The sequence below is a fragment of the Dietzia sp. DQ12-76 genome, assembly GCF_014145045.1.
Classification (GTDB): domain Bacteria; phylum Actinomycetota; class Actinomycetes; order Mycobacteriales; family Mycobacteriaceae; genus Dietzia.
In genome coordinates, this window is sequence record NZ_JAALDV010000254.1 from 1 (window position 1) to 6,276 (window position 6,276).

The following is a 6,276-nucleotide window of genomic DNA, read 5'->3' on the forward strand; positions in this document are numbered from 1 at the left end:
GTGGTCGTGGCAAGACGGTCGAGGACCTCGCCGAGCGGCGCCGTGACCGCCGGGCCGCCGCGCTCCGCGGCCAGCGCCGCAATGCCGGGAGCGATCTGAGTGCGCGCTTCGACCACACTGCGGGCGATGGCCACATCGAGCTTCTGGCCGCGCACCATGAGCCGCGGCAACAGGTCGAGCCCGGCGTGCCGATGGAAATCGCGGACCGTCGTCGTGCCGCCGTGACGAACCTCGACCACACCGGTCTGAGCGATCCGCTGAAGCGCCTCGCGCACCGCCGGCCGAGAGACACCGAGGACCTCGGCCAGACGTCTCTCACTGGGGAGGGCGTCACCGGCCGCGAGCTCGCCGTCGACAACCTCGGAAAGTACTTGGTCGAAGACCTGGTCGGACACGGACTGCCGCTGTACGGGACGAAGTGCCATACACGCACAGTAGAGAACACTGGCCATGTGGTCAACTGGTATGACCATAAGATTGCGGAGGAAAGTCCCTAGGGACGTAGAGCCCGAGCTCCGCGGCCGCGTGGGCAAGCCGGGGTTGTCGAGAGCGTGACCACCGGGCTGGTGTGGTGAACGGGACGGCGCGCGCAGCGGCGGGCCCGGCCTCGGCTGGGACGAACCGCCGCCGGGCTATGGTCCCGAGAACTCGGCGGGAATGGGCGACTCTTCGCCATCAAGTGCTGCGATGAGGGACCGGACGAGATCGGAGCGCGTCTTCCGAACGTATTGCCTCCGCAATCGGGCCGTGACAATCGTCTCGTCTAATCGTCCCGATTGAAGCTCCCACTTCTTTCGCGCTTATCAAGCGCATTTCACCTGGCCGGCGTCACGTCCTGTCATGAATGGAGGACCCATGTCCGTGCAGAGCCTTGAGGCCACACCGCCCCAAGCCCCCGTTGCGGCGCCTGCCCCGGGCCTGCACAATGCCGACCTGGCCCCAGTGCCCAAAGAGAAGAAGACCTGGGGATGGTTCGAGATCTTCAACGTGTGGACCAATGACGTCCAGTCGTTGGCCGGATATACCCTCGCCGCCTCACTTTTCATCACCTCCGGACTCAATGGCTGGTGGGTTTTTGCCGCGATCATCCTCGCGGGTGCCTTTGTCAACTGGCTCGTCAACCTCACCGGCTCACCGAGCGTGAAACACGGGGTCCCCTATGCGGTGATGGCACGGCTGTCCATGGGTGTTCTGGGCGCGAAGTTCCCGGCCTTGGTCCGTGGCATAGTGGCGATCTTCTGGTACGGGGCGCAGACGTACTTCGCCTCCACAGCGGTTGCCCTGGCCATCAACGCCGCCGTCGGAAACCCGGGGGGCGGCACCTTCATGGGGCTAGACGCAGTCGGGTGGGTCTCTTACGTCATCGTCGCACTTCTACAGGTACTGCTCTTCACCCGAGGAATCGATGTCATCGCGCGGTTCCTCAACTTCGCCGGGCCTGCTGTCTACGCGGTCATGGTGGTGCTGCTCATCATCATCTGGGTGAGAGCAGGTGGGGACATGCTCCCGGCGGTCGGCTCCATTTTCAGCGATTCCGATGTGACCGGCTGGGCCGCCGTGGCCGCCTTCTTCGGTGTGGTGGGAACGATGATCGCCTACTTCAGCGCGGTCATCATCAACTTCGGTGACTTCTCCCGGTTCTCCCGAACCGAGAAAGAGATGAAGATCGGCAACTTCACCGGGTTGCCGCTGTCGCTGGCGTTTTTCACTTTCCTGTCGCTGTTCATCACCGCAGGTGCATACGTGGTCTTCCAGGACGGGCAGGGTCAGCCCATGGACAACCCGGCGGACATTGTGGAACAGACCGAATCGGTGGTGCTGGCCATTATCGCAGCGGTGACGTTCCTACTCGCCACCGTGGGTATCAATCTGGTGGCGAACTTCATTCCGCCGGCCTACGACTTGGCCAACCTCGCCCCCCAGAAGATCAGCTTCAAGACGGGCGGGTACATCACCGCTGCGGTGGGCTTCGTCATCGGCGCGTTCTGGGTCGCAGTCATCGAGGAAATCGGATTGCCCACCTTCGTCGACACTCTCGGCGCGATTCTCGCGCCGCTCTACGGCGTGCTGGTGGTCGACTACTACATCGTCCGCCGGAAGCACGTTCGGACCGAGGACATGTTCAGCATGAATTCCGACGGTCCCTATTACTACACCCGTGGCTGGAATGTTCGAGCCCTGGTGGCAGTCGCTCTTGCCGCGGTATTCGCCATCAGTGCGGTCTGGGTGCCGGCCCTCGGAATGCTGTCCGGCTTCGCATGGGTGATCGGCGCCCTCATCGGAGGCGTGCTGTACTGGGCCGTGATGCGTAATCACAACCCGTCCGTGCGGGTGGGAGCAGCCCCGCCGCCGCCTGGGATCGACGCGGCCCCCAGTGTGTCGTGAAACCACTGCGTGGAGAAGTCGAGCCATTCGGTGTAGTGGCCCATCGCGCAGTGGTCGTCACCCGGGTAGAGCAGCAACTCTCCGAGCGGTGCCCCGTCCGCCAGGTCCACGGTGTCTAGCGTGCTGATCAGCGTGTCGTCGTCACCGTTGATCGCCAGGATCGGGATGGCGACGGTCGGGTAGAGCCGCTTGATCGACAGCTCATGGAGTGTGCGGCCGAGCTCCACGAGGTTCCGGGCGCCGGTCGTCCGCTGCAGGGTCCACAGCATGATGCCGGGCATGCCCAGGGTGGCCGCGAGCCCGAAGCTGCGGTGGTAGAGCCCTCCGTTCGACACGACCGCCTTGAGGCGGTGGCTGCGGACGGCCATACGGGTCGACCAGTGGGCTCCGAAGCTGATTCCCATCATTCCCATGCGCTCGGCGTCGACTCGAGGATGCGCGGCGAGCTGCTCGATCACCGCCTCGTACATGCCCTCGGTCGCTGCGGAGAGTGGTAGTCGGTACTGAAAGGTGCCGGGCATCTCCATCGTGACCATCGCCATACCGCGGTGGCGATGCCGCAGCGCCGGGAGCAGGGCTTCCTGGATGGTCCCCTCGAGGCCGTTCGTGACCAGCACGGTGGGGCACTCGTGGTCACCCTCGGGAAAGGTCCCGTAGGCCACGGCGTTCTCGCCCGCGATGTCCAGCGTGATGCGCTCGGCGTGGAAACCCAGGTGCGGCGCGATGCCGAGGAGCAGGACGTGGAGGAGGCGCTGGGACTCGGCGTAGGCCCGGAGCCGCTGCGGTGTCCAACCCGGCCATGCCGCGGCGAAGAGGTAGGTCATGGCCTTGACCAACTCGTCGATGGCGACGGCTTCCCGACGAGCGTCCGGATTCGCGGCGAGGAAGTCTGGCAGGAGGGTCCGGCCGTTCTCCGGGGTCCTGTCGGTGAAGATGGTCGCGGCGGGGGCGAGGACGGCACCCAGTTCCGCGGCCGTCGACTCCCCGCCGGGACCGAGGATCTGTTCTGTGGGGGGCGCTCCCAGGCTCCGCAACTCGACGTCGGCGGCGTCGAGGTGGACCCGGGCGCACTCGCCCCAGTAGTTCGCCCAGGCAGTGTCCTGGAACGTCCGGCAGTCCTCGAGCTGACGGATGAACAGTTCCCTGTCGAGGCCGCCCATGTTGACGAACCTGTCGACGAACAGTGCCGGGAGGAAGTACCGGGCCCCCCGTCGGCGCGTGGCTCGCTCCGTCGTCTTGGTCAGTGCGCACCAGGTCACGAAGAGGTCTTTGGTCCACCGCGGCATCCGCGAGCTCCGTTTCCGTCGAGTAGTCGTCGGTCGGATGCTAGTTCCAGAATTCTCCTTAAAGCAATGGGATTTGCGTTAGTCTTCTGTTGTGGACGACAGAGGCAGCAGGCCAGGGGGGCGTTCCGCAGTCGTGCGGCGGAAAGTCCTCGACGCGGTCCTGTCCTGCCTCGACGAGGGCCTGGTCCAGTCGAGCATCCCGGATATCGCCGCACGTGCCGGGGTCGCGCCCTCCTCGATCTACCGGCGCTGGGAGACCCGGGAGAACCTGGTCGCCGAGGCGTTGCTCACGGAGAGCGACGAATCGATCCCCGTTCCCGACACCGGTGCGATACGGTCCGATCTCATCGGCTTCGCCGAGGGCCTCGCCGCGTTCCTGGCCTCCCGTCGGGGGACGGCCATCCTGCGGGCGATGATGATGATCGAGTGGTCCGAGGAGCTGTCCGAGCTCCGTACACGGTTCTGGGACCAGCGATTCGCCGCCAGCAGCATGATGATTCAGCGAGGGATCGACCGGGGAGAGCTCGCCCCCGGCACCGACGCCCGTCTCTTCCTGCAGATGCTGATCGCGCCTCTCCATCTGCGTCACCTCCTGCTCGGGGGCGACCCCGCCACCGCGATCGCCGAACAGGTCGATCTGCTCCTCGCTGGCGCCGGAAGGACACCGTGAACCATGCAGCCGCACCCACCCGCGTCCGTCGTCGCCTCGTCGGCGGGCTCCCCACCACCGAGGTCATGCTCGACGGGGCCTGGAGGCCATGGGAGGACGGCGGCGCGGACCCGCTGGAAATCCCGCCCGGCATCCCGGAGCGCACACCCGCCCCCCAGGGGGCCCAGGAATCCGGGGGTGACGTGCTGACACCGTTCGCGCCCCTGTCGTTCCGCGACTTCATGCTCTACGAACAGCACGTGATCGCCGCCTCCCGGGGCATCGCCCGCACCTACCTGCCCCGGGCCCACCGGTTCACTTCCCTGTATGAGCGGGTCACCAGACGGACCTTCCCGAAGTTCGAGCCACCCGCCCTCTGGTACGACCAGCCGATCTACTACATGGGCAACGCGCTCACCTTTGTCCCCACGGGCACCCCGGTGGCCGCCCCCGCGTACGCCGACTCCCTCGACTACGAACTCGAGCTGGGCGTCGTCCTCAACGCCCCGCTGCGCGATGCGACGCCGGAGGAAGCGGCCGGCGCGATCGGTGGTTATGTGGTGCTGAACGACTTCTCGGTGCGCAATGTCCAGCTCAAGGAGATGCGCAGCGGGTTCGGCCCGCAGAAGTCCAAGCATTTCCTGTCCTCGATGTCGGCGGACCTCGTCGCCGCCGATGCCGTGGACGTCACCGACCTGTTCGCCAGCGTCAGTGTGAACGGGACCGTCGTGGCCACCGGCTCGACCCGGAATCCGGCCTACTCCCTCGGCGAAGCGCTCGCTCACGCCTCGCGTGGCGAGCAGCTCTATCCGGGGGAGTTGTTCGGTAGCGGTACCCTGCCGGGCTGCTCCGGCATCGAGGCCGGGGTGGTGCTCAGGCCGGGAGACGTACTCGAGCTCGACCTCAGCGGTGTCGGCACCATCCGGCACCCGATCATCGAAGGGAGCCAGGCGTGAAGATCGAGCAGGTCACCGGGACCGTCCATCTGGTCACGGGCACGAACGTGAACTGGGCGCTGGTCACCGACGGCGACGCCGTGACCGTGGTCGACGCGGGGTACCCCAATGATGGTCGACTCCTCCTGGCGTCGCTGGAGGCCATTGGGCGCGTACCCCAGGACGTCCAGGCCGTCATCCTGACCCACGCGCACCTCGACCACATGGGCGGCATCCCCTCGCTGCTCGCGGAGCACCGTGTTCCCGTCTACACCGGATCCACCGAGGTCGCCCATGCCCGCCGCGACTACCAGGAGCAGATCACGCCGGTGCAGATGCTCCACCAGTGCACCAGTCGAGCCGGCCTGATCTGGGTCGCGCAGACTCTCAAGGCAGTTCTTCCCCACATGACGATGTCGGTCCCGTCCGCGGTCGCGGTGCCGTTCGGCGAGGCGTTGGATCTCCCGGGAGCCCCCGTCCCCATCTCGACCCCCGGGCATACCAGTGGGCACACGGCGTACCTGCTCGACGACCTCGGAGTGGTGTTCACCGGCGACTCCCTCGTCACGTCCCATCCCCTGTTGGCGGGACCTCCACGGCCGCAGTTCCTGCCGTCCTGCTTCAGCGAGGACGAGGCCGAGATGGCCCGCAGCCTCAGCGCGCTCGGCGGCCTGCAGGCGGATGTGATCGTGCCCGGACACGGGCCCGTCCTCCGCGAAGCCCTGGTCGACGCCGTGGATCAGGCCCTCAGGGGGCGGTAGCGGTAGTGCATCAGAACTGTCCCTCGGAGTAACCGTCCGGGACGCGCTGACGCCGTTCGCACCCGCGTGCTCGGCGCATCAGGCGCAGCGTCGCCATGGACAGGCGGGCGCGCACAATCCTCGACCCACACCGACGTGGGCGGCAGTCCGCCCGCACCCGCTGCCCCTCCCGGGGTTGTGCGCCCCCACTGCTCGCCCCTGCCCCGGCTTGCGCGTCGCCTTCGGCCTGCGCGTCCTGTCTGTTCGCCAGTCCCTGGGTT

General features: G+C 66.7%; 7 protein-coding genes. 4 read left to right on the plus strand and 3 right to left on the minus strand.

Translation table 11 applies throughout. From position 1 onward, the window contains the following. On the minus strand, positions 1–425 hold a 425-nt coding region (locus G6019_RS09410; protein WP_182627486.1), incomplete at its 3' end, for a FadR/GntR family transcriptional regulator. 430 nt (positions 426–855) lie between these two features. Between G6019_RS09410 and G6019_RS09415 the strand changes: the two genes are divergently transcribed. Next, positions 856–2,385, plus strand: coding sequence for an NCS1 family nucleobase:cation symporter-1 (locus tag G6019_RS09415; protein WP_182611992.1), 1,530 nt, complete (start codon positions 856–858; stop codon positions 2,383–2,385). Here G6019_RS09415 and G6019_RS09420 read toward each other — a convergent pair. Then, entirely contained in the window at positions 2,313–3,671 is a 1,359-nt protein-coding gene (locus G6019_RS09420) for an alpha/beta hydrolase (protein ID WP_182611993.1), read from the minus strand. The genes G6019_RS09415 and G6019_RS09420 overlap by 73 nt on opposite strands. Before the next feature lie 133 nt (positions 3,672–3,804). Between G6019_RS09420 and G6019_RS09425 the strand changes: the two genes are divergently transcribed. Genes G6019_RS09425 through G6019_RS09435 form a run of 3 tightly spaced genes read left to right on the plus strand, consistent with a single transcriptional unit; the run spans position 3,805 to position 6,016 of the window. Continuing rightward, entirely contained in the window at positions 3,805–4,341 is a 537-nt protein-coding gene (locus G6019_RS09425; RefSeq protein ID WP_182611994.1) for a TetR/AcrR family transcriptional regulator, read from the plus strand. Beyond that, entirely contained in the window at positions 4,338–5,276 is a 939-nt protein-coding gene (locus G6019_RS09430) for a fumarylacetoacetate hydrolase family protein (protein ID WP_309230200.1), read from the plus strand. The genes G6019_RS09425 and G6019_RS09430 overlap by 4 nt, the downstream gene beginning before the upstream one ends. Then, positions 5,273–6,016 (plus strand): MBL fold metallo-hydrolase, encoded by a 744-nt coding sequence (locus tag G6019_RS09435; protein ID WP_182611995.1) that lies wholly within the window; start codon positions 5,273–5,275, stop codon positions 6,014–6,016. The genes G6019_RS09430 and G6019_RS09435 overlap by 4 nt, the downstream gene beginning before the upstream one ends. 10 nt (positions 6,017–6,026) lie before the next feature. Here G6019_RS09435 and G6019_RS17105 read toward each other — a convergent pair. After that, on the minus strand, positions 6,027–6,276 hold a 250-nt coding region (locus G6019_RS17105), incomplete at its 5' end, for a hypothetical protein (RefSeq protein ID WP_206681821.1).

Coding starts and splice junctions, on each gene's coding strand:
- G6019_RS09420 (WP_182611993.1), bottom strand. CDS start 3,671: ATGCCGCGGTGGACCAAAGACCTCTTCGTGACCTGGTGCGCACTGACC.
- G6019_RS09415 (WP_182611992.1), top strand. CDS start 856: ATGTCCGTGCAGAGCCTTGAGGCCACACCGCCCCAAGCCCCCGTTGCG.